General features: G+C 72.1%; 15 protein-coding genes. 12 read left to right on the top strand and 3 right to left on the bottom strand.

The window, feature by feature from the left end; translation table 11 throughout:
• Nucleotides 1-629: 629 nt before the first annotated feature.
• From nrdH to nrdF, 4 genes are read left to right on the top strand one after another with little or no spacing between them, the layout of a single operon-like run.
• Nucleotides 630-872 carry a glutaredoxin-like protein NrdH gene (gene nrdH / locus BCL65_RS13500; protein ID WP_106268877.1) on the top strand — a complete coding sequence of 81 codons (243 nt, stop codon included), beginning with the start codon at nt 630-632 and terminating at the stop codon, nt 870-872.
• A 56-nt stretch (nt 873-928) separates the two neighbouring features.
• The gene (nrdI, locus tag BCL65_RS13495; protein ID WP_106268875.1) at nt 929-1,360 is read left to right on the top strand and encodes a class Ib ribonucleoside-diphosphate reductase assembly flavoprotein NrdI; all 432 of its coding nucleotides are present in this window, start codon (nt 929-931) and stop codon (nt 1,358-1,360) included.
• A complete protein-coding gene (nrdE, locus tag BCL65_RS13490) occupies nt 1,357-3,513 on the top strand; it encodes a class 1b ribonucleoside-diphosphate reductase subunit alpha (RefSeq protein ID WP_106268873.1) in 2,157 nt (718 codons plus the stop codon). Before nrdI ends, nrdE begins: the two co-directional genes overlap by 4 nt.
• Nucleotides 3,514-3,565: 52 nt before the next feature.
• Complete coding sequence (nrdF, locus tag BCL65_RS13485; protein WP_106268871.1) at nt 3,566-4,546, top strand: class 1b ribonucleoside-diphosphate reductase subunit beta; 981 nt, start codon at nt 3,566-3,568, stop codon at nt 4,544-4,546.
• A gap of 224 nt (nt 4,547-4,770) precedes the next feature.
• Here the strand turns inward: nrdF and BCL65_RS13480 are convergent, their stop codons facing one another.
• Complete coding sequence (locus BCL65_RS13480; RefSeq protein WP_106268869.1) at nt 4,771-5,748, bottom strand: FKBP-type peptidyl-prolyl cis-trans isomerase; 978 nt, start codon at nt 5,746-5,748, stop codon at nt 4,771-4,773.
• A gap of 105 nt (nt 5,749-5,853) precedes the next feature.
• On the opposite strand from BCL65_RS13480, the gene BCL65_RS13475 reads away from it, so the two are divergent.
• The 3 genes from BCL65_RS13475 (at nt 5,854) to BCL65_RS13465 (ending at nt 7,759) form a co-directional block, all read left to right on the top strand.
• Nucleotides 5,854-6,153, top strand: a complete 300-nt coding sequence (locus BCL65_RS13475; RefSeq protein ID WP_106268867.1) for a hypothetical protein — start codon at nt 5,854-5,856, stop codon at nt 6,151-6,153.
• 74 nt (nt 6,154-6,227) lie between these two features.
• Complete coding sequence (locus BCL65_RS13470; protein WP_106269064.1) at nt 6,228-6,968, top strand: alpha/beta hydrolase; 741 nt, start codon at nt 6,228-6,230, stop codon at nt 6,966-6,968.
• A gap of 5 nt (nt 6,969-6,973) precedes the next feature.
• Nucleotides 6,974-7,759 carry an alpha/beta fold hydrolase gene (locus tag BCL65_RS13465; RefSeq protein WP_243401048.1) on the top strand — a complete coding sequence of 262 codons (786 nt, stop codon included), beginning with the start codon at nt 6,974-6,976 and terminating at the stop codon, nt 7,757-7,759.
• Between the two features lie 58 nt (nt 7,760-7,817).
• Here the strand turns inward: BCL65_RS13465 and BCL65_RS13460 are convergent, their stop codons facing one another.
• Nucleotides 7,818-9,251, bottom strand: a complete 1,434-nt coding sequence (locus BCL65_RS13460; RefSeq protein WP_243401047.1) for a hypothetical protein — start codon at nt 9,249-9,251, stop codon at nt 7,818-7,820.
• A gap of 283 nt (nt 9,252-9,534) precedes the next feature.
• Here BCL65_RS13460 and BCL65_RS18040 point away from each other — a divergent pair, with 283 nt between their 5' ends.
• The 3 genes from BCL65_RS18040 to BCL65_RS13445 are packed head-to-tail and all read left to right on the top strand — an operon-like array spanning nt 9,535 to nt 13,157.
• Nucleotides 9,535-11,094 carry a hypothetical protein gene (locus tag BCL65_RS18040; protein ID WP_106268863.1) on the top strand — a complete coding sequence of 520 codons (1,560 nt, stop codon included), beginning with the start codon at nt 9,535-9,537 and terminating at the stop codon, nt 11,092-11,094.
• Nucleotides 11,091-12,149, top strand: coding sequence for a hypothetical protein (locus tag BCL65_RS13450; protein WP_106268862.1), 1,059 nt, complete (start codon nt 11,091-11,093; stop codon nt 12,147-12,149). Before BCL65_RS18040 ends, BCL65_RS13450 begins: the two co-directional genes overlap by 4 nt.
• Nucleotides 12,150-12,209: 60 nt before the next feature.
• The gene (locus tag BCL65_RS13445; RefSeq protein ID WP_106268860.1) at nt 12,210-13,157 is read left to right on the top strand and encodes a tetratricopeptide repeat protein; all 948 of its coding nucleotides are present in this window, start codon (nt 12,210-12,212) and stop codon (nt 13,155-13,157) included.
• On the opposite strand, the gene glgB is transcribed toward BCL65_RS13445, so the two are convergent.
• Entirely contained in the window at nt 13,151-15,367 is a 2,217-nt protein-coding gene (gene glgB / locus BCL65_RS13440) for a 1,4-alpha-glucan branching protein GlgB (protein ID WP_106268858.1), read from the bottom strand. The genes BCL65_RS13445 and glgB overlap by 7 nt on opposite strands.
• A gap of 113 nt (nt 15,368-15,480) precedes the next feature.
• On the opposite strand from glgB, the gene BCL65_RS13435 reads away from it, so the two are divergent.
• Nucleotides 15,481-16,503 carry a LacI family DNA-binding transcriptional regulator gene (locus BCL65_RS13435; RefSeq protein ID WP_106268856.1) on the top strand — a complete coding sequence of 341 codons (1,023 nt, stop codon included), beginning with the start codon at nt 15,481-15,483 and terminating at the stop codon, nt 16,501-16,503.
• 128 nt (nt 16,504-16,631) lie between these two features.
• On the top strand, nt 16,632-17,945 hold the full coding sequence (locus BCL65_RS13430) for an ABC transporter substrate-binding protein (RefSeq protein ID WP_106268854.1): 1,314 nt from the start codon (nt 16,632-16,634) through the stop codon (nt 17,943-17,945).
• The last annotated feature ends 60 nt before the right edge of the window (nt 17,946-18,005 follow it).

Genomic DNA, 18,005 nt, shown 5'->3' with positions numbered 1-18,005 from the left:
CCGTCCCGCCACGAGCGTGCGGGCCTCGTCCTCGAGCGGGTGCCGAGGAGGGGGCCGCACGCTCGTCGTGCGTCCGGGGACGACGACGCGCCCAGCCGGCGCGACACGCCCGGCCCGCGCAGGTGTGAGGAAGATCAGAGGTCGGCCTCTCCGGTCGTCGCCCGCGACCGGTGCGGAGCCGTGCACAGGGTGTGGACCGCCGTCGTCCACGGCCTGTGGACGAACCGCCCCGAGGCGCGTGACGCCGCCGCCGAGGGGGGTCCGGACCGGTGCACCGACCGGTGGACGGCGGGCCCTGTCAGACCCCCGTGCGACGATGCTCGCAGGTGGCTCCCGGAGCCTCACGAGGGTCAATCCGGGCGAATCACACCCGTGTAACCACATCCGTGTCGACCACAACATGTCGTGGGCAGGCAGTCGCGGAACACTAGGTGTAGTGTTTGAGGGACGCGAGGGGCTCTGCTCCTCGCACCGGCAACATCGGTGTAGTTCCACCGGTGTCGGCACTGGTCACAGGCCTCTCGACAGGGGGCGCGGAGGCCGGTCCCGGCCCCCGCGGGACGCCGCCGGAAACGACATCACAGGACTGACGGACACCGCCGATCGGGCGGCGAGACAGGGAGTGCGACATGAGCGTCACGGTCTACAGCAAGCCGGCCTGCGTGCAGTGCGATGCGACCTACCGCGCCCTCGACCGCAAGGGCGTCGAGTACACGGTCGTGGACATCACCGAGGACGCCGAGGCCCTCGAGATGGTCCGTGGGCTCGGTTACCTGCAGGCTCCTGTCGTCGTCGCCGGGGACACCCACTGGTCGGGCTTCCGCCCCGACCAGATCAGCGCCGTCGCGGCGCAGCAGGCCGTCTCGGCCTGACCTCCTCGCCGGCCGCGGTCGGCGAGCACGCAGCACGTCCTTCGGGGGAGGGTGACATGGGGTCGCTCGTCTACTTCTCCAGCGTCTCGGAGAACACGCACCGGTTCGTCCAGCGCCTCGACCTCGAGGAGCTGGGCATGCCGGTCCACCGCATCCCGGTGCGCCCCGCCGACGGGTTCCTGACGGTCGACGAGCCGTACGTCCTCATGGTCCCCACCTACGGCGGGGGCAACGAGGGCGGATCGGTGCCGCGCCAGGTCCGCCGGTTCCTCGGCGACGCGCACAACCGGTCGTTGATCCGTGGCGTCATCGCCGCGGGCAACACCAACTTCGGCGCTGCGTACTGCATCGCCGGCGACATCATCTCGGCGAAGTGCCAGGTGCCGTACCTGTACGCCTTCGAGCTGCTCGGGACGGCCGAGGACGCCCAGCGCGTCCGTGACGGATTGGGACGATTTTGGCAACGACAGTCACTGATCCCGGCGTGAGCAGCACGCCGGGCACCGCCACGGCGGTCCCGCTGCAGCAGGCGGAGCTCGACTACCACGCGCTCAACGCGATGCTGAACCTGTACGGACCGGACGGCACGATCCAGTTCGACAAGGACCACGAGGCCGCGTCCGCGTACTTCCGGCAGCACGTGCTGCCCAACACGATCGAGTTCGACACGCTCGACGAGAAGCTCGACCACCTGGTCGAGAACAAGTACTACGACCCCACCGTGCTGGCGAAGTACTCCCGCGCGTTCGTCAAGGAGCTGTTCCAGCGCGCCTACGCCGCGGACTTCCGCTTCGAGTCGTTCCTCGGCGCGTTCAAGTACTACACCTCGTACACGCTCAAGACGTTCGACGGCAAGAAGTACCTCGAGCGGTTCGAGGACCGGGTCTCGATGGTCGCGCTCGGCCTCGCGGACGGGGACGAGCAGACGGCTCGCGACATCGTCGACGAGGTCATCTCCGGCCGCTTCCAGCCGGCCACCCCGACGTTCCTCAACGTGGGCAAGGCGCAGCGCGGCGAGCCCGTGTCCTGCTTCCTGCTGCGCATCGAGGACAACATGGAGTCCATCGCGCGCGGCATCAACTCCGCGCTGCAGCTCTCCAAGCGCGGCGGCGGTGTGGCGCTGCTGCTGAGCAACGTCCGTGAGCACGGCGCGCCGATCAAGCACATCCAGAACCAGTCGTCCGGCGTCATCCCCGTGATGAAGCTCCTCGAGGACTCGTTCTCCTACGCCAACCAGCTCGGTGCCCGCCAGGGAGCCGGGGCGGTGTACCTGCACGCGCACCACCCGGACATCCTCCGGTTCCTCGACACCAAGCGCGAGAACGCCGACGAGAAGATCCGGATCAAGACCCTCTCGCTGGGCGTCGTGATCCCGGACATCACGTTCGAGCTCGCCAAGCGCAACGAGGACATGCACCTGTTCAGCCCGTACGACGTCGAGCGCGTCTACGGCAAGCCGTTCGCCGACGTCTCGATCACCGAGAAGTACGACGAGCTGGTCGCGGACGAGCGGATCCGGTCCACGACGATCAAGGCCCGCGACTTCTTCCAGACGATCGCGGAGCTGCAGTTCGAGTCCGGCTACCCGTACGTGATGTTCGAGGACACGGTGAACCGCGCGAACCCGATCAAGGGGCGCATCACCCACTCGAACCTCTGCTCCGAGATCCTGCAGGTCTCCACCCCGTCGACGTTCCACGAGGACCTGTCCTACGACGAGGTCGGCCGGGACATCTCCTGCAACCTCGGTTCGCTGAACATCGCCAAGACGATGGACTCGCCGGACTTCGGCGCGACGATCGACACGGCGATCCGTGCGCTGACCGCGGTCTCCGACCAGACCAGCATCGAGTCGGTGCCGTCGGTCAAGCGGGCCAACGAGATGGGGCACGCCATCGGCCTGGGGCAGATGAACCTGCACGGCTACCTCGCGCGCGAGCGGATCTACTACGGCTCCGACGAGGGCATCGACTTCACGAACATGTACTTCTACACGGTCGCGTACCACGCGATCGCGGCCTCGAACCGGCTCGCCGAGCAGCGCGGGCGGGCGTTCGGCGGCTTCGAGGACTCGAAGTACGCCACCGGGGAGTACTTCGACAAGTACACGGACGCCGAGTGGAAGCCCGCCACCGAGCGGGTGGCCCGCCTCTTCGCGGACGCCGGCGTGCACATCCCGACGCAGGACGACTGGCGCCGTCTCAAGGCGTCCGTCATGGAGCACGGCATCTACAACCAGAACCTCCAGGCGGTGCCGCCGACCGGCTCGATCAGCTACATCAACAACTCGACGTCCTCCATCCACCCGGTGGCGGCCAAGATCGAGATCCGCAAGGAAGGCAAGCTCGGCCGGGCCTACTACCCGGCGCCGTACATGACGAACGACAACCTGGAGTTCTACCAGGACGCGTACGAGATCGGCTACGAGAAGATCATCGACACCTATGCGGCGGCCACCCAGCACGTCGACCAGGGCCTGTCGCTGACGCTGTTCTTCCCGGACACGGTGACCACGCGCGACGTGAACAAGGCGCAGATCTACGCCTGGCGCAAGGGCATCAAGACGCTCTACTACATCCGCCTGCGTCAGCTGGCGCTCGAGGGCACCGAGGTGGAGAACTGCGTCAGCTGCATGCTGTGACGCCGACCCGCTCTCGACCGCATCCCGTCACTCGTACCTGAAGGAACCCGCCATGGCACCCACCGGCCAGCTCAAGCTCATCGACCGCGTCAGCGCGATCAACTGGAACCGTGTCCAGGACGAGAAGGACCTGGAGGTCTGGGACCGCCTGGTCGGCAACTTCTGGCTGCCGGAGAAGGTCCCGGTGTCCAACGACATCCAGTCGTGGAACACGCTCTCGGACGCCGAGAAGCTCATGACCACGCGCGTCTTCGCCGGGCTGACGCTGCTGGACACGATCCAGGGCACCGTCGGCGCGGTCTCGCTCATCCCGGACGCCATCACGCCGCACGAGGAGGCGGTGTACACCAACATCGCGTTCATGGAGTCGGTGCACGCCAAGAGCTACTCCTCGATCTTCTCCACGCTGATCTCGACCAAGGAGATCGACGAGGCCTTCGCCTGGTCCGAGGACAACCCGTACCTGCAGCGCAAGGCGGAGATCGTCCTCGACTACTACCGCGGCGACGACCCGCTGAAGCGCAAGGTCGCCTCGACGATGCTCGAGTCGTTCCTGTTCTACTCGGGCTTCTACGCACCGATGTACTGGTCCAGCCGCGCCAAGCTGACCAACACGGCCGACCTGGTCCGCCTCATCATCCGCGACGAGGCCGTGCACGGGTACTACATCGGCTACAAGTTCCAGAAGGGGCTGGCCAAGCTCACCTCGGCCGAGCAGGACGAGATGAAGGCCTACACCTTCGAGCTTCTCTTCGAGCTCTACGAGAACGAGGTCGAGTACACCGACGCGCTGTACGGCGAGCTCGGCCTCACCGAGGACGTCAAGAAGTTCCTGCGCTACAACGCCAACAAGGCCCTGATGAACCTGGGCTACGAGGGCCTCTTCCCGAAGGACGAGACCGACGTCAACCCGGCGATCCTCGCGGCACTGAGCCCGAACGCGGACGAGAACCACGACTTCTTCTCGGGGTCGGGCTCCTCGTACGTCATCGGCAAGGCGGTCGAGACCGAGGACGACGACTGGGACTTCTGATCGCTGACCCGGGGCGGTGACCACCGCCCGACGCCCCTCCGCTCAGGCCGAGCGGAGGGGCGTCGTCGTCCCCGCTGCTACCTCGGCGGGGCCGCTACTACCTCGGCGATGTCGGCACTACCTCGCGGCGCGCGCTACTACCTCGGCGGATCCGGAGACGACGACGGCGGGCCCTCGCGTGGAGCGAGGGCCCGCCGTCGTCGTGGCGGGCCGCGGCCCGGGGATCAGTCGGCGTCGAGGATGTCGACGACGAAGATCAGGTCCTCGCCGGCGAGCTCGCTGCTGCCGTCCGCCTCGGCCCCGTAGGCCTGGTCGGCGGGGATGACGAGCAGCACCTGGCTGCCCACCGTCTGGCCGGAGATCCCGTCGGTCCAGCCGGGGATGACCTGCTGCAGCGAGAACGACGACGGCTCACCGCGCTCCCAGGACGAGTCGAAGACCTCGCCGTCCAGCGTCCAGCCGGTGTAGTGCGCGGTGACGGTCTGTTCGGCGGTGACCTCCGCGCCGTCGCCCTTGATCAGCGTCTGCGCGACGAGCTCCTCCGGGGCCTCGTAGCCCTCGGGGATCTCGACCGACGGGGCGCCGTCGTCGCCCAGGGTGACCGTCGGCAGGCCCTCGGCGGGCTCGACGGCCTCGCCCTCGGCCCGCGACGGGATCTGGACGGCGTCGGTGATCTCGACGAGGTTCACGACGGTCGACGGCTCGTTCTGCGCGTCGACGGTCGGGTTGGCGATGAGGAGCCGCGTGCCCACCGGCTGGCCGAGCAGCGGCTCGGTGAGGAGGTCGTAGCTCGGGTCGCCGAGCACGAAGCTCTCCGGGGCGTCGTTCTCCCAGGTGGAACCGAGCCGCTCGCCCGCGGCGTCGTAGGCGACGTACTGCATGGTGACCTTCATGCCCTCGGCGAGCTCCTCGCCGTCGCCGGTGTCGACGACGCGGGTCGTCGGCACGGAGACCTCGAGCCCCTCGAAGGCGAGCTCGGGCTCGGAGCCCGGGTCACCGGTGACCTTGATCGCCTCGACCGCGGCGATGTCTGCCTCGGTCGGCTCGGCCTGGTCGGTGGCCTCGGCGGACTCCGACGTCTCGGCGGACGCCTCGGGGGAGGGGGAGTTCTCCTCGGGCGCGCTGTCGTCGGCGCAGCCGGCCAGTGCGAGGGAGGCGGCCAGCACGACGCTGGTGGCGCCGACGGCGGTACGGAGCTTCACGAGGTGCCCTTCGGTCGACAGTGGATCCGGGACACTCTAACGGCCGAACCTGAGCCCCGTTCCCAGGTGCGCCGCCGGAGTCGCGGACGCGTGACAATGGATGGCATGCCGTCGCGTCGACCCTCCCGGAAGCGCCCCTGGGGCGCCGAGCACCAGCCTCTCGACATGGACCGCGCCCTCGGCGGCACCCGGCACGTCAGTGCGGGCGACGGAGAGTGGACCGTCCGGCGCGTCCGTGGGGGAGACAAGGTCTACACGTGCCCGACGTGCCACCAGCAGATCCCGGCGGGGACGCCGCACGTGGTGGCGTGGGCCCGCGACGCGATCGGCGGCGAGGCGGCCGGCCTCGAGTCGCGCCGGCACTGGCACTCCGCATGCTGGGAGCGGCGCGAACGGCTGCGCTGACCTGCGGGAGCTGGCGCCCGAACTAGGGTGGAAGAGTGAACGACGACGCCACCACCGGCCACCAGATCCGCTCCATGACCGTCCTGCCCGCCCGTCGCGAGGACGTCGAGCTGCACACCGCGGACGGGCTGACGCTCGTCGGTGAGCTCGCGCTGCCGGCCGCGAAGGAGCCGGTGGCGAGCCTGCTGACGTTCCACCCGCTGCCGACGCACGGCGGGTTCATGGACTCGCACGTGTACCGCAAGGCGGCGTGGCGGCTGCCGGAGCTCGCCGACCTGGCGGTCCTGCGCTTCAACACCCGCGGGACGTCGTCCGCCCGGGGCACCTCGCAGGGCGAGTTCGACGGCGGCGACGCGGAACGCTACGACGTCGCGGCGGCCCTCGAGCTCGCCGAGTTCCGCGAGCTGCCGCACCCCTGGCTCGTCGGCTGGTCGTTCGGCACGGAGCTGGTCCTCAAGCACGGCGCCGACCCGAGCATCGAGGGCGCGATCCTGCTCTCGCCCCCGTTGCACCGTGCCACGGACGCCGACCTCGACCGCTGGGCCGCGTTCGGCAAGCCGCTCGTCGTCCTCGTCCCGGAGCACGACGACTACCTCCGGCCCGCCGAGGCGCGGGAGCGGTTCGCCCGCGTTCCGCAGGCGGAGGTGATCGGCGTGGACGGCGCCAAGCACCTGTGGGTGGGGGAGCCGGCGGTGCGCCGTGTGCTGGACGAGATCGTCCAGCACGTGCTGCCCGGCCACGCCTCGCTGCCCACGCACTACGACGGCGAGGTGCAGCACGCCTCGGACGTCGCACCGGCCACGACGAGAGGATGACGACGATGACGAACCCGACCCTGGCCACCTACCTGCTGCGCGACGGCGCCGGCGTGCCCCTGGTGCTGCTGCACGGCTTCCCGCTCGACCATCGCATGTGGGTCGCCATGGTCGACGAGCTGCCGCAGGGCCCCCGTGTCATCGCCGTGGACCTGCCGGGTCACGGGCACAGCGACCTCGGTCAGCTCCCGGCGAGCCTCGACGCGACGGCGGACCTCGTGCACGCGACGCTGCGCGAGCAGGGGGAGGGCAACGCCGTCGTGGTGGGGCTGTCCATGGGCGGCTACGTGGCCCTCGCGATGGCGGAGCGGCACCCCGGGTTCGTGCGCGGCCTCGGTCTCGTGGACACGAAGTCGACCGCCGACGACGACGCGGCCCGCGACGGCCGGCTGCGGGTCGCCGCCGCGGTCGAGGCGACGCAGACCCTCGACGCGGTGATGGGCATGCCGGCCAAGCTCCTCGGCCCGACGTCGGAGCTGGAGCGGCGCTCGCTCTACCCGACGGTGTACGCCTGGATCCGCTCGCAGGGTCTGTCCGGTGTGGCCTGGGCGCAGCGGGCGATGGCGGCGCGGCCGGACCGGACGGACGTCCTGCGTTCCTTCGGCGGGCCGGTGGCCGTCGTCGTCGGGGCGGAGGACCAGGTGACCACGGTCGACGACGCGCGCCACATGGCCGGCGCTGCGCGGGACGCGACGCTCGCCGTGGTGCCGAACGCGGCCCACCTCAGCGCGGTCGAGGAGCCCGCCGCGGTGGCCCGGGCCGTGGCAGACCTGCACGCCAGGGTGAGGTGACCTCCGCGCAGTGACCGCCGCGCGGTGACCTCCGCGCGGTGACCCGGGCCGCCCGGCGTCAGGCCCGGGTCGTCGCCGTCTCGTCCGTGGGCGAGGTGCCCTCCTCCGCCGACTGCGCGGAGGCGGCACGGGCCCGCTGGGCGGGGGTCTGGTCGAGCGGGCTGGCGGGCTGCGGGCTCTCCGAGCTCGCGGCCGACCGCGGCTCGGCGGAGGCCGTGCCCCCGGACCGGCCCGAGGGGGCGTCGACGGTCGCGACCGGGATGGCGTCGGCCGCCTTCTCCGTGCCCAGCAGGCCGCGCAGCTCCTCGAGGTAGGAGTTGATCGAGTCGTGCCGGCGCGTCAGGTCCTCGAGCTGACGCTCCGCGGTCGTCCGGCTCTGCTCGGCCTCGGCCTGGGCGTCGGAGACGGTCTGGTCGGCGAAGGTGCGTGCCTCGGCCACGATGGAGTCGGCCGTGCGGCGCGCGTCGGCGACGAGCTCCTTGATGTAGGCGTCCGACTCGGTGCGGACCTGGTCCGCCTGCTGGAGGGCGACGGCGACGCGCTTCTCGGCCTCGGCGGCGTGCTCCTCGGCCGCGGCGACCAGACGCTCGGTCTCGGCCCGGGCGACCTCGTGGCGCTCGGCGGCCTCGTTCTCGACGCGCTCGCGGATCTGGGCCGCCTCGAGCTCGGCGTCGGAGAGGGCGCGGCGCGCGCGCTCCCGGAGGTCCTCCAGCTCGGTCGTGACGGCGTTGGCCGCCTCGGCGGCCTGGTGCTTGGCCTCCGCCACGATCCGTGCGGCCTCGGTCCGGGTGCGCTCCAGGAGGTCGTTGGACTCGCGCTCGGCCTCCTCGCGCAGGGCGGCCGACTCGGCGGCGGCCTCGGCCCGGAGCTGGGCGACCTCGCGGTCCGTCGTGACGCGCGCCTCGGTCACCTCGCGCTCCGCGGTGGACCGCATCGTGCCGATCTCACGCTCGAGGGACGCGCGCCGCTCGCTCTCCTCCGTGGTGAGGGTGCTCATGATGAGCGCCGACTCGCGTTCCGCGGACCCGACCAGCTCCTCGGCGCGGCGCTGGGCGCCCTGCAGGACGCCCTCGGCCTCCGACCGGGTGGTCGAGCGGATCTCCTCGGCCTCGCGGCGGGCGCTGGACAGCAGCTCGGAGGCCTCGGTCTCCGCCCGCTGGCGGACCTGGCCGGCCGACAGCTTGGCCCGCGCCATGACGTCGGACGCCTGCTGGTTGGCCTGCGTCAGGACCTCGGCGGCCTGCTCGTCGGCCGAGCGGAGCAGCCGCTCCGCACGGGCGCCGAGCCCTGCGTAGGACGGCTTGTCGTTCTCCCGGAGCTGGCGGTGCGCCTCGGCGAGCTCGGAGGAGAGCTGCATGGCGCGGGCGTCGGTCGACTCGACGTTGCGTCGAGCCTCCTCGACGGCCTGCTCGAGGCGGGAGATCTGGTTCTCGACCGCGGCGCGGTCGTAGCCGCGCATGGTGATCGGGAAGAGCGTGCGCTCGTCGGACACGTGAAGACCTCCGTCTGTCGTGGGTGCCGAGGCTCCGGCCAGGATAGACGTCACGTGCAGCCACCGACAGCCGAGCAGGGGGTCCGATCCTCACGAAAGGGAAAGATCACCGTCGTGCGGCGACCCGTGCGGTGGTCGTGGGGCCCGCAGCCGTGGGAGGCTCGGGGATGCTGGTACCGGACTCGTGAAGGGTTCGTGAACCGATCCGTCCCGGGCGCCCTCGTGGTCCTGGGCGATCGCCACGCCTCCCTATCCTGAGGAGTCCACGTCGAAGGGAAGCTTGGTGCTGCAACGCATTCTCGGTGCCGTCCTGGTCATCGCCGGTCTGGCCGCCATCGCGTTCGGGGTCGCGACAGCGACGGTCCTGCGCGAGTCGGACACGGTGGTCGCCACGGCCCGTCCGGTGGGCGAGGGCACGCTCGTCGTCACCGACCCCGGGGTCCTCGACCTCGTCGACTCCGACGTCACGGTCACCGCCTCGGTACCCGCCGGCCAGGAGGTCACCGTCGTCGTCGGCCGTGACGTCGACGTGCTCGGGTGGCTCGACGGCGACCCGTACGCACGGGTCACCGGCCTCGCGGACTGGGACACGCTCACCACCTCGGAGGTGCGCCCCGAGGAGGCGGAGGACACCGAGGAGGCGGCGGAGTCCGAGGAGTCGGAGGAGTCGGCCGAGCTGCCGGACCCTGCGGGCTCCGACATGTGGATCACCGAGCTGACCGCCGCCGAGGAGGTCAGCCTCCGCTGGAGCGACCGGCCGGGCCCGTGGATGCTGCTCGCCGCCGGCACCGGTGCGGCCCCCGTCGAGGAGGCCGCCGAGGGCGAGGAGGCCCCGGCCGAGGCGTCCGACGCCGACGCGGTGGCCCCCACCCTCACGCTCACCTGGGACCGCGAGGTCGGCACGCCCTGGCTGTGGCCGGCCGTCGGGCTCGGTGGCCTGCTCCTGCTGATCGGCATCGTCCTGCTCCTGCTCGGACGCCGGGGGTCGACGAAGAAGACCGGCCGTGGCCGCCGTGCCGGCGCCAGGTCCGGCGCCACGGCCGACGCGTCGCCGCAGACGGCGTCGTCCGCACCGGCGGTCGAGAGCCCCGACGATCCCGCGTCACCCGCCTCGCCCTCCTCACCGGCTGCGCCAGCGTCGCCCTTCGGGCCGACGTCGTCGTCGAGCGGCCCGGCGTGGGCCGCTCCGGCCGCAGGTGCCGCTGCGGGCGCCGGCTGGCCCGCCCCCGCGCCCGCCCACGGCGCGCCGTCCGACGCACCGGCCGCGGCCGCGGACACCCCCGCCGGGGACGGTCCGGGCGAGGAGCCCGCCGGCGACGGCCGGACGGGCACGGCACCGGTCCCGGTGGCCGGCCGGTTCTCCCGCCGGTCGTCCCGCCTGCGGCGCACGCGTTCCGCCCCGGAACCGGCACCCGCCGACGGCGAGGGCTCGCCGTCCGGCGCCGCACCTGCGCCGGCACCTGCTCCAGCACCTGCACCTGCACCAGCACCCGCGCAGACGCCCGCCGAGCCGCCCACTGAGCCGCCCACCGAGCCGCCCACGACGACGACCGGCTCGATGCCGATGGTCGACGGCCGACCGCTGACGCGCCGCGAGCTGCGCCGGCGCGAGGAGGAACGGCGCACGGACGCCCAGTCCGGCATGGGCCGGGCGCTGCGCGCGCTCACCGGCCAGACCCCGGTGGTCCGGCCGGCACCGGCGCCGGAGTCGCCACCGGCCGCCGACGACGCCCCCAGCACCTCGGGGCGTCGTGCCGCGGCCTGGCGGGAGACCTGGGGCTTCGACCCCACCGCCGCCCGCCAGGACCAGCAGGACGACCCGATCGACGGGGGGACCCGATGACCGCCAGGACCACGCGCGTCGCGCGGCGCACGAGCGCCGCCGTCGGGGTGGCGGCCACCGCCGCCCTTCTCGCCGGCTGTGCCGAGGAGCTGCCCACCCCGGCCGCGGACGAGCCCTTCGAGGGCCCCGTGCTGACGATGGAGCAGGAGACCGCCGTCGTGCAGGACGTCGGGAGCGTCCTCGAGCAGGCGGGGGAGGAGTCCGACCCGAAGATCCTGCGCGAGCGCGTCGGCGGGCCGGCCTACGAGGTCCGCCGGAGCCAGATCAAGGTGGCCGAGGCACGCGGCGACGACTCGCTGGTGACGCAGATCCCGACCGAGCTCCGGGCGGCGATCATCCCCACGACCGAGTCCTGGCCCCGGGTCACCTACACGATCACGCAGCCCACCGAGAACCTCGAGGTCCCCCGGATGGTGGCCTACCAGCAGGAGTCGGCGCGGGACAACTACAAGCTGTGGTCGTGGGTCCAGCTCATCCCCGGCACCACGATGCCGAACTTCGCCGACCCCGAGGCGATCGGCTCGGAGGAGGTGGCCGCGGACGACGACTCGCTCACGGTGACCCCCGCCGATGCCGTCGCGCAGTACGCCGACCTGGTGACCAAGGGCCCCGAGGAGTCGGAGTACGCCGACGCCTTCGAGCTCCCCGGCGACAGCCAGGACCTCGTCAAGCGCATCCAGGCCGACGCGCGCAACGTGCGCGGGGCCGACACGTTCGACGCCGCCGACGGCCGGTACCGGCTGGCCTTCGCCGCGCGGGACGAGCCCCTCACGGTACGGACGTCCGACGGCGGCGCCGTCGTCATGGGCGTCCTGGACGGCAACGTGCGGCTCGACGTCGAGGAAGGCGGCACGATCCCGCCGCTCACCGAGACGCAGTCGGCGCTCCTGGAGGGCGAGGACGAGACGAACGAGCTCTATGTCGAGTACACCGACCAGGTGGCGCTCTACGTGCCGCCGGCGGGTTCGGAGGAGCCGATGCGGCCCCTCGGGTACTCCCACGTGGCGGTCGACGCGGCGAACGAGATCCCGAGCGAGCGGAACACGGACCGATAGCGGCCGAGCCGCTGGTCCGGCCCGGTCCGCCCCACCTCCGAGACTTCGTAGGATGAGCGCATGAGCAACCCTGTGCCCGACCCGAGCTTCAGCCCGCGCGGCGCCGTCGACCTGTCGGCGCTGAACCGCCCGCAGTCACCGCCCCCGGGGGAGCCCGGCGGCGCACCGACGGCCGGCGGCTACGTCGTCGACCTGACGGACGCGAACTTCCAGCAGGTCGTGCAGGACTCGACGAAGCACCTCGTGGTGGTCCTGCTGTGGAAGCCCACCGACCAGGCGAACGCGGACCTGGCCACGAGCCTGGGAACCATCGCCGACGAGTACGCCGGACGGTTCCTCCTGGGCCGCCTCGACGTCGACGCGTACCCCCAGATCGCGGCGGCGTTCCAGCCGGAGGGCGTGCCGACCGTCGTCGCCGTCCTGCAGGGCCAGCCCGTGCCGCTCTTCGCCGGGGGCGCGTCGGACGAGCAGGTGCGCGGTGTCCTGGAGCAGCTCCTGGCAGCCGCCGAGCAGAACGGCGTGACCGGGCGCGCCCCCGCGCAGGGCGGGGGAGCGCCCGCCGCGGACGAGCCGGCCGAGGAGCCCGAGGAGCCGCTGCCGCCGCTGCACCAGGAGGCCTACGACGCGATCGAGCGTGACGACCTGGACGCGGCTGCCGCGGCGTACGACAAGGCGCTCAAGCAGGACCCGAAGGACGCGCAGGCGGTCGCCGGGCTCGCGCAGGTGGCACTCATGCAGCGCACCCGCGGCGCCGACCTGCAGCAGGTCCGGCAGGCTGCGGCCGACGCGCCCGCAGACGTCGACGCCCAGCTCGCCGTGGCCGACATGGACATGCTCGGCGGCAAGGTCGAGGACGCGCTGGCGCGCCTGCTGGACCTCCTGCCGGGTGCGGACGACGACGCCAAGGAGAAGCTGCGCGGCCGCCTGGTCGACTACTTCGAGGTCGTCGGCGTGGCCGACCCGCGGGTCGGCAAGGCCCGCCGACGCCTCGCGATGTACCTCTACTGACGGCGCAGGACCAGGCCGCCCAGCGGGGGCACGCGTAGCGCGAGGGAGTGCCGGCGCCCGTGCGACGGCACGTCCTCGGCGTGCAGCTCGCCGGTGTTCACCACGCCGGAGCCGCCGTACTGCAGCGCGTCCGAGCAGAACGCCTCGACCCACGTGCCGCCGTCGGGCAGCCCGAGCCGGTAGCCCTCGTGGGGCACCCCGGCGAAGTTGACCACGACGACGACCGGCGTGCCGTCGGCGGCCCGCCGGGCGTAGGCGAGGACGTTCCGGGCGGCGTCGTCGGCCTCGAGCCACTCGAAGCCGGAGCCGTCGAAGTCGCGCTCCCAGAGCGCGGGCGTGGCCCGGTAGAGGGCGTTGAGGTCGCGCACGGCCCGCTGGACCCCCGCGTGGCCGGGGTCGTCCAGGTGCCACCAGTCGAGGCCCCGCCCCTCGCTCCACTCGGCCTCCTGGGCGAGCTCGCAGCCCATGAAGAGCAACTGCTTGCCGGGGTGCGTCCACTGGTAGGTCAGGAAGGCCCGGACCCCGGCGAGCTGCTGCCAGCGGTCGCCGGGCATCTTGCTCAGCAGGGAGCCCTTGCCGTGCACGACCTCGTCGTGGCTGATCGGCAGGACGTACTGCTCGGAGAACGCGTACACCAGCGAGAAGGTGAGCTCGCCGTGGTGGTGGCTGCGGTACATCGGGTCCTTGGCCATGTAGCGCAGGGAGTCGTTCATCCAGCCCATGTTCCACTTCAGGCCGAACCCGAGGCCGCCGGTGTCGGTGGGGCGGGTGACGCCCGGGAACGCCGTCGACTCCTCGGCGATCATCATCACGCCGGGGCTGCGCCGGTAGGCCGTGGCGTTCGCCTCCTGCAGGAACGAGATCGCCTCCAGGTTCTCGCGCCCGCCGTGGACGTTGGGGGTCCAGCCACCCTCCTCGCGCGAGTAGTCGAGGTAGAGCATGGAGGCGACGGCGTCGACGCGCAGCCCGTCGGCGTGGAACTCCTCGAACCAGTAGGTGGCGTTCGCCACGAGGAAGTTGCGCACCTCCCGGCGGCCGAAGTCGAAGACGAGCGTGCCCCAGTCGAGCTGCTCGCCGCGGCGGGGGTCCGGGTGCTCGTACAGCGGCGTGCCGTCGAAGCGGGCGAGCGCGAACTCGTCGCGGGGGAAGTGCGCCGGCACCCAGTCGAGGATGACGCCGACGCCGGCCTGGTGGAGCCGGTCGACGAGGTACCGGAAGTCGTCGGGGGAGCCGAGCCGTGCCGTGGGCGCGAAGTAGCCGGTCACCTGGTAGCCCCACGAGCCGCCGAAGGGGTGCTCGGCCACCGGCATGAGCTCGACGTGCGTGAAGCCCTGCTCGGTCACGTAGGCCGTCAGCTCCTCGGCGAGCTCCCGGTACCCGAGGCCGGGACGCCACGAGGCGAGGTGGACCTCGTAGACGCTGATCGGCCCGGCGTGCGGGTCGGACGACGCGCGGCGGGCCATCCACTCGCCGTCGTTCCACTCGTGGTCGGCGGCGGCGACGACGGAGGCGGTGGCCGGGGGTGTCTCGCTCGCCTTGGCCACCGGGTCGGCCTTGGCGCGCCAGACGCCGTCCGGACCGCAGATCTCGTACTTGTAGCGGCACCCGACGCCGACGTCCGGGACGAAGATCTCCCACACCCCGCTGGAACCGAGCGAGCGCAGGGGGTGCACCGACGACCAGCGGTTGTGGTCGCCCACGAGCCGGACGCCGCGGGCGTTCGGGGCCCAGACGGCGAAGGAGGTGCCGGTGATGTCCCCTCCGGCAGCGGGGTAGGACTTGAGGTTCGCACCGAGGACCCGCCAGAGCGTCTCGTGGCGGCCCTCGCCGATCAGGTGCAGGTCCATCTCGCCCAGGGAGGGCAGGAACCGGTACGGGTCGTCGGTCGTGGTCGTCTCGTCGCCGTACCGCGAGCGGACGCGATAGTCGGGCGCGTGCCGCGTGCCGTCGTCGTCCACCGGGGCGGGGACGACGACGGACCACACGCCGGCGGCCTGGTGCGTCGTCGGGTGCTCGGTCCGGGACCCGTCCGGACCGCCGGTCAGGATCACGACCTCGTCGGCCAGCGGCCGCAGCACCCGGACCACGGCGTACGGGCCCTCCTCGGGAGCGAGCAGGTGCGGCCCGAGCACGGCGTGCGGGTCGTGGGTGGTGCCCTGCGCGACGGCGGTGAGGACCTCGGGATCGACGGCGGGAGGCTCGGGTGTCATACGTCCACCCTTCCACCGTGGCCGCGAGTTGTCGCCATGTGCGCGCCGACGTGTCGGGTCCGGTCCTGCCGGCCGCGGGAGGACGTACGATCCTTGGCGAGGAGAGGTGAGGAATGGCTCGCATCACGATCGCCGACATCGCCGACCGCGCCGGGGTGTCGACCGGAGCCGTCTCGTACGCCCTGAACGACCGGCCGGGGGTCTCGGCACGGACGCGCGAGCGCATCCTCGCGATCGCCGCCGAGATGGGCTGGCGGCCCAGCCAGGCGGCGCGGTCGCTGTCCGGCGCGCGGGCCGAGACCATCGGCCTCATCCTGGCGCGGGCGCCGGAGACCCTCGGGTTCGAGTCGTTCTACATGCAGTTCGTGGCCGGCATCGAGCAGGTGCTCTCCGAGCGGTCCTACGGTCTGCTCCTGCAGGTCGTGCCCGACGTCGACGCCGAGATCGCGGCGCACCGGCGGTGGCGTGCGGCCCGCCGGGTCGACGGCGTCGTGGTGGTGGACCCGCGTCAGGACGACCCGCGGCTCCCGCTGCTCACCGACGCCGACGCCCTGCCCGCCGTCGTCGTGGGGGACCCGTCCCTCGCGGGCGGTGCCACCGCGGTCTGGACCGACGACGCGGCGGCGCTGCGCGAGTGCGTGGGCTACCTGGCCGGGCTGGGGCACCGGCGGATCGGTCGGGTGACGGGGACGGAGGCGTTCGGGCACACCCACATCCGGGACCTCGCGTTCGACGACGAGACGCGACGGCGGGGGGTGGAGCCCCGCGTGGAGCGCGCCGACTTCACCCCGGAGGCCGGGGCCGCGGCGACGCGCGCGCTGCTCACCGCGGACCGGCCGGTCAGCGCCGTCGTCTTCGACAACGACGTCATGGCGCTCGCAGGGCTCGGCGTCGCCCACGAGCTGGGCGTGCGCGTCCCGCAGGACCTCTCGCTGGTGGCCTGGGACGACTCGCCGCTGTGCGAGGCCGCGTTCCCGCAGCTCACCGCCCTGAGCCACGACGTGACCAGCTACGGGGCGCACGTCGCCCGCCGGCTCTTCGAGCGGATCGAGGGAGCTCCGCACGGGAGCTTCCTCGACGCCACCCCGGTGCTCCGGGTGCGCGGCTCGACCGGTCCGGCTGCCGCGGAGTCCTGACCGGCGCTCGTCCCGACGGGGGCGAAGCGACGAGGCATCGATCCGGCGGTGGTGGTTGACCGCCGACAACTTAACCGCTTAAGGTGAGCGTCGTCACCCCGTCAACGACGACCGGAATCGAGCACGACATGGCAACGAGGCACCTCATCCCCGGCGCGGCCGTCACCGCGGCCGCTGCGCTCGCGCTGTCCGCCTGCGGTGGCGGCACCGACCCGGGCGGGTCCGCCGACGACGGCGAGCCGTCGGGCGAGATCACCGTCATCACCCAGCGCACCGACATCGTCGACACCGTCTTCATGGACTACAAGGAGCGGTTCGAGGCCGAGTACCCCGACGTCACCGTCGAGTTCGAGGCGCTCACCGACTACGAGGGCGAGATCGCCGTCCGGATGAACACGGCGGACTACGGCGACGTCCTGCTCATCCCCAACAGCGTCACCCCCGACCAGCTCGGCACCTACTTCGAGCCGCTGGGCACCGTGGAGGAGCTGAGCGAGAAGTACCGCCTGGTCGAGGAGAAGGCCTACGACGGACAGGGCTACGGCGTCTCCATCACCGTCAACACCCAGGGCCTGGTCTACAACAAGAAGGTCTGGGAGGCCGCCGGCATCACCGACCTGCCGACCACGCCGGACGAGTTCCTCGACGACCTGCAGGCCGTCGCCGACAGCACCGACGCGGTGCCGTACTACACGAACTACGCCGACGGCTGGCCGCTGAGCCAGTGGGACGGCAACCGTGGCGCCATGGGCGACCCCGAGTACCAGAACACGCACGTCGCCCACAGCGACACGCCCTGGGCCGCCGACGAGTGGCACGGCATCTCCGACGGGCTGCTGTTCGACATCGTGGCGAACGGGCTCAGCGAGGAGGACCCGACCACCACGAATTGGGAGGAGTCCAAGACCCTCCTGGGTTCCGGGGAGGTCGCCACGATGCTCCTGGGCTCCTGGGCCATCACCCAGATGCAGCAGGCCGCCGAGGACGCCGGCGCCTCGGCGGACGACATCGGCTACATGCCGTTCCCGTACCAGGTGGACGGCACCTTCCACGCCCAGGTGGCGGGCGACTACAAGAACGCGATCAACGTCAACTCCGAGCACAAGGCCGCCGCCCGCGCCTGGATCGAGTGGTTCGCCGAGGAGTCCGGCTACGCCTACGACGAGGGCGGGATCTCCCCGCTCGTCGACGGCCCGGCGCCCGAGACGCTCGGTGACTTCGACGCCGCCGGCGTGGAGTACGTGGAGATGACGCCGGCCCCTGCGGGTCAGGAGGCCTACGAGTCCGAGGTCGTCAACACCGCCGAGATCGACCTGTACGGGAACATCTACCGCCAGGAGCTCGTCGACGTCGCCCGCGGTGCCGCGGACGGCGACAAGGAGTCCTTCTTCGCCGAGCTGAACCAGCGCTGGGCCGACGCCCGCGCCGCCGTCGGCGAGTGACCGAGCTCCCCGGTGCGGCGGAGGACCTCCGCCGCACCGGGGCCCCAGCGAGAGGAGGAC

Origin of the sequence: Isoptericola halotolerans (assembly GCF_003003075.1) — a bacterium.
In the GTDB taxonomy this organism is placed as follows: Bacteria; Actinomycetota; Actinomycetes; order Actinomycetales; family Cellulomonadaceae; genus Isoptericola; species Isoptericola halotolerans_A.
Note: the sequence above shows the minus strand (reverse complement) of the source record. Positions and strands in the feature narration are given on the sequence as shown.

Excerpts from the sequence above, each read along its gene's own strand:
- BCL65_RS13445 (WP_106268860.1), top strand. The coding sequence starts at position 12,210 with ATGAGCAACCCTGTGCCCGACCCGAGCTTCAGCCCGCGCGGCGCCGTC.
- nrdH (WP_106268877.1), top strand. The coding sequence starts at position 630 with ATGAGCGTCACGGTCTACAGCAAGCCGGCCTGCGTGCAGTGCGATGCG.
- glgB (WP_106268858.1), bottom strand. The coding sequence starts at position 15,367 with ATGACACCCGAGCCTCCCGCCGTCGATCCCGAGGTCCTCACCGCCGTC.
- BCL65_RS13470 (WP_106269064.1), top strand. The coding sequence starts at position 6,228 with ATGACCGTCCTGCCCGCCCGTCGCGAGGACGTCGAGCTGCACACCGCG.
- BCL65_RS13465 (WP_243401048.1), top strand. The coding sequence starts at position 6,974 with ATGACGAACCCGACCCTGGCCACCTACCTGCTGCGCGACGGCGCCGGC.
- BCL65_RS13430 (WP_106268854.1), top strand. The coding sequence starts at position 16,632 with ATGGCAACGAGGCACCTCATCCCCGGCGCGGCCGTCACCGCGGCCGCT.
- BCL65_RS13450 (WP_106268862.1), top strand. The coding sequence starts at position 11,091 with ATGACCGCCAGGACCACGCGCGTCGCGCGGCGCACGAGCGCCGCCGTC.
- nrdF (WP_106268871.1), top strand. The coding sequence starts at position 3,566 with ATGGCACCCACCGGCCAGCTCAAGCTCATCGACCGCGTCAGCGCGATC.
- BCL65_RS13475 (WP_106268867.1), top strand. The coding sequence starts at position 5,854 with ATGCCGTCGCGTCGACCCTCCCGGAAGCGCCCCTGGGGCGCCGAGCAC.
- BCL65_RS13435 (WP_106268856.1), top strand. The coding sequence starts at position 15,481 with ATGGCTCGCATCACGATCGCCGACATCGCCGACCGCGCCGGGGTGTCG.
- nrdI (WP_106268875.1), top strand. The coding sequence starts at position 929 with ATGGGGTCGCTCGTCTACTTCTCCAGCGTCTCGGAGAACACGCACCGG.